At 59.9% G+C, this 3,771-nt stretch carries 4 protein-coding genes; all 4 read left to right on the forward strand.

Annotated elements, in window-relative coordinates; all coding sequences use genetic code 11:
• Nucleotides 1-374 precede the first annotated feature (374 nt).
• The 4 genes from ACGLHR_RS50925 (at nt 375) to ACGLHR_RS50940 (ending at nt 3,698) form a co-directional block, all read left to right on the forward strand.
• On the forward strand, nt 375-1,622 hold the full coding sequence (locus ACGLHR_RS50925) for a tyrosine-type recombinase/integrase (protein ID WP_400103631.1): 1,248 nt from the start codon (nt 375-377) through the stop codon (nt 1,620-1,622).
• Complete coding sequence (locus tag ACGLHR_RS50930) at nt 1,619-2,278, forward strand: hypothetical protein (RefSeq protein ID WP_400103633.1); 660 nt, start codon at nt 1,619-1,621, stop codon at nt 2,276-2,278. The genes ACGLHR_RS50925 and ACGLHR_RS50930 overlap by 4 nt, the downstream gene beginning before the upstream one ends.
• Nucleotides 2,279-2,599: 321 nt before the next feature.
• Nucleotides 2,600-2,935 (forward strand): hypothetical protein, encoded by a 336-nt coding sequence (locus ACGLHR_RS50935; protein WP_400103635.1) that lies wholly within the window; start codon nt 2,600-2,602, stop codon nt 2,933-2,935.
• Complete coding sequence (locus tag ACGLHR_RS50940; RefSeq protein WP_400103637.1) at nt 2,928-3,698, forward strand: tyrosine-type recombinase/integrase; 771 nt, start codon at nt 2,928-2,930, stop codon at nt 3,696-3,698. Before ACGLHR_RS50935 ends, ACGLHR_RS50940 begins: the two co-directional genes overlap by 8 nt.
• Nucleotides 3,699-3,771 lie beyond the last annotated feature (73 nt).

The following is a 3,771-nucleotide window of genomic DNA, read 5'->3' on the forward strand; positions in this document are numbered from 1 at the left end:
ACCGGTCGCGGGCTGCTCTCCCCAGGTGCTCTTCATACGCATGCGGCCGCGACCGCTAACCAAAAAACCCTCTGCTTAATCGGCAGCTGCCGATTACTCGGTGCAACCGCCGAAGAAGTTCAGGGCACGCACATGGCTGGCGATCCAGTCGGGCAGTTGTTGGGGCCAGGTCGCCTCGATGTAGGTGTAGTTCGACGCGTCATGCACATAAGACCATAGCGCATCTAATGCGAACAGCGTTTTTATGCGACGTTGACCGATGCGGTCCAGCGGACGTGCAGACTAAGCGTGGTCGTCGGCCAAGTCAGACGGAACTGGACTTCACATAAAAAAGGAGGTCTCCTGCACGTGGGCATACCACTTCAGGAGCCGTCATGGGTACGCTTCCTTCGCTTCACGCTGTACCAGCCTCGTGGCTGCGCGACAGCGTTCTTGCTCCGTACATCGGTGGCTATTGGCAGCATCTCGTCAGGCGAGGCTACGCCGATCACACCGCAAGGATGTACTTGTACTGCATCGCTCACTTCGCCCGCTGGATACGACGCCGTCGGATTGCCGCGTGCGACCTCACAGACGATGCGGTTCGGCAGTTTATCGCTGAACACCTCCCGCGCTGTACCTGTCCGCCGCCAGTGCGAAGGCACGCGCGCACGATCCGAGCGGCACTGCGGCATCTGCTCATCGCACTGGATGAAGTCGGGGTGCTGCGTAAGGACAAGGTTGTTTCCGCGATAGACGATGAACTTCGCCGCTTCGATGAATACATGAACCGCGCTCGCGGACTGGCGCGAAGCACGCGAATGCAACGTCTCAACATCCTGCGATCCTTCCTGCGACAGAGCCACAGTGCTGGCTCGCGCGTGCCGATCTGTCCTACCCAGGACGAACTGCGCCGGTTCATCGAAAGACAGCTTCGGCGACTGTGTCCGGCCAGCGCAAAGGTTGTTGCGGGCACGCTGCGTGCGTATCTCCGCTATCGAGCAACACTGGGGGACGCGGTGGCGCACTTGCTGCCGGTCATCACATCACCGGCGAACCGGCGCTTGGCGGCATTGCCGCAGACGCTGTCGCAGCAGGAGGTTTTGCAGCTGCTTGACGCCTTCCCACAAGGGTTGCCATCCAGGCATCGTGCTTACGCCATGGTCCGCTGTCTCGTCGATCTGGGCCTGCGAGCCGGCGAAGTTGTCACCATCGATCTGGACGACATCGACTGGGAAGCGGGAACGCTTCGCATCGCCAAGAATAAGTCGCGTCGAGTAGACGTGCTGCCGTTGCCGCAGACCACGGGCCAGGCCATCGCAACCTATCTTCGCGTGGAGCGACCTCCGACGGCAAGCAGGCGAGTCTTTGTTCGCCATGTCGCGCCGGTCGATGCCCCGATCGGTCCCGAGGTGCTACGCAAGATTGTGCGCGAGGCCTATCGGCGCAGCGGACTACCCCATACGAGGGTGCACATATTGCGCCATACGCTGGCCAGTCGGATGCTGGCCAGCGGAAGCACACTCAAGGAAGTCGCCGATGTGCTGCGTCATCGTGAGCTCGACACGTCAATGATCTACACGAAGGTCGACATGGTTCGCCTATCGGCCGTGGCGATGCCCTGGCCAGGAGGTGTGACATGAGCTCAGGCAACAACACGATCCAGGCAGCTGTCGAACGCTATCTGAAGCAGCGCCGACGGCTCGGCTTCGAATTGGGCATCACCGGCCAGCAACTGATGCGCTTTGCCAGGTACGCAGATGCACGCGGGCATCAAGGGCCTCTGACACTCGAGCTGCAACTCGACTGGGCGCGCGAGCATGTCAAGCGCACCGGACCGGTGACCTGGGCTCGCAGGCTGGAAGTCGTTCGACCTTTCGCGGCATACTACCGCCAGTTCCAGCCGGACACCGAGATCCCTGACTTACACACCTTCGGGCCAGGCCATCGGCGCTTAGCGCCGCACATTTACACCGGGCAGGAAGTGTGCGATTTGCTCGAGCAGGCAGGTCGCCTGCCCCCGCTGGACGGAGTACGACCCGCGACCTACCGGACGCTGTTCGGCCTTATCGCCACCGTCGGGCTTCGGCTCTCAGAAGCCTTGAACCTTCGTGACGGGGACGTCGATTTGCGACGTGCTTGTCTGACCGTGCGTCACACCAAGTTTAACAACTATGCCGCATTCCTGGCAATGCCGATCAGGCTGAGATTGGATCACGATGATGCTGGCAAAGAGCCAGCAGGACGTCATTCTGAGGTCGCCTGGATCGGCATAGTTTCAATGGCTTCAGACCCTTGAGAAACCGTTCCGCCCAAGGTCCCTCTGGCATCGAGCGAGTGCGACCCGCGTTTTCGGGTACAACTTCTCCATGACCTGCTGCGCCTCTCGTAAAAGCGAGCCTGACATCCATCAGACTATGCCGATCATTTTTCGTTGATTCCCTTTGAATTGGCCGTCGCCCCGTTCAAATCGAACATAGTTAACGATGCGGCATAGCGGTGACTACGCCGCTAGCGGCGTAGTGCCAAGCCACGTTGCCTACCATTGCACAGCAGTGTCGTACAAGCGCTCAACGAATACCGGCAACTTCGTGATCGGCATGTCGAAACCCGTGCGGACATGCCGTTCTTCGTGTCGCAATCGGGCTGCGCCCTGCCGAAGAGGACGGTTCAAGACGTCTTCGTCCAACTGCGTCGACAATTGAATTGGCAGGCACGCGGGGACTACCCGCAGCCGCGCATTCAGGACCTGCGGCACAGTTTCGCCGTGGCTCGATTGCTGCGGTGGTATGAGACAGGAGAGACCGTCGATCATGCCGTGCTCTGGTTATGCACTTACCTTGGTCATGCCAGCATCTCGGACACTTACTGGTACCTCAGCGGGACGCCGGAACTGATGTCGGTGGTGGGCGCGAAGTTCGAGAATTTTGCACTGGAGGAGATTCGTCATGCGTAGCTCAGTCTCGCCCACCTTCGGCGGCTTGGTGCAGGAGTTCTTCACTGACTACATGGTGCAGCAACGAGCGCTCAGCCCCTGTACCGTCGCGTCCTATCGCGATGCCTTCTTGCTTATGTTGCATTTCGCCGAGCAACACCTCGGCAAGTCGCCATCGGCCTTGCAGTTGGCCGACATTGACGCGAAGTTCCTGGCAAGTTTCCTCGAGCACCTGGAACGAGACCGGCACAACACGGTACGCAGCCGCAATATCCGGCTGGCGGCTATACGGTCGTTCCTGCGATTCGCCGCTCGTCGCGATCTCTCGAACCTGCGTGTCATTGAGCAGGCGCTGGCGGTTCCAATGAAACGCTTCGACAGACCAATGATAGGATTCCTGTCAAGGGAGCAAATGCTGGCAGTCATGGACATTTCGACGGCGAGCTGGCTCGGTCATCGAGATCGACTGATGGTAACCCTGCTTTATAACACCGGCGCTCGGGTATCGGAGATCGTTGGTGTTCGGGTCGGCGATGTCATCCTCGGCCCGATATCCTTCATTCATCTGCATGGCAAGGGACGCAAGCAGCGGTCGCTGCCGCTTTGGAAGAGCACAGCCCGAGATATTCGCGACTGGCTTGGCCGTAATCCGCAGCCGACCGAGCGATCGCCGCTGCTGCCCACACGTCAGGGCAATGCAATGAACCGAGCCACGGTCTGTCAGCGGCTGAAGCTGGCGACCAAGGCAGCGTCGGATCGGCATCCCGAACTCGCTAATGTGTAACCGTCAGCGGAACCCGTCTGGCGAGTAGAGGGCGGCGATGAGAAGGTAGGAGCTTCACGATCTCTGGGAGTGA

It is taken from the genome of Cupriavidus sp. CuC1, assembly GCF_044627735.1.
Taxonomy (GTDB): Bacteria; Pseudomonadota; Gammaproteobacteria; order Burkholderiales; family Burkholderiaceae; genus Cupriavidus; species Cupriavidus ulmosensis.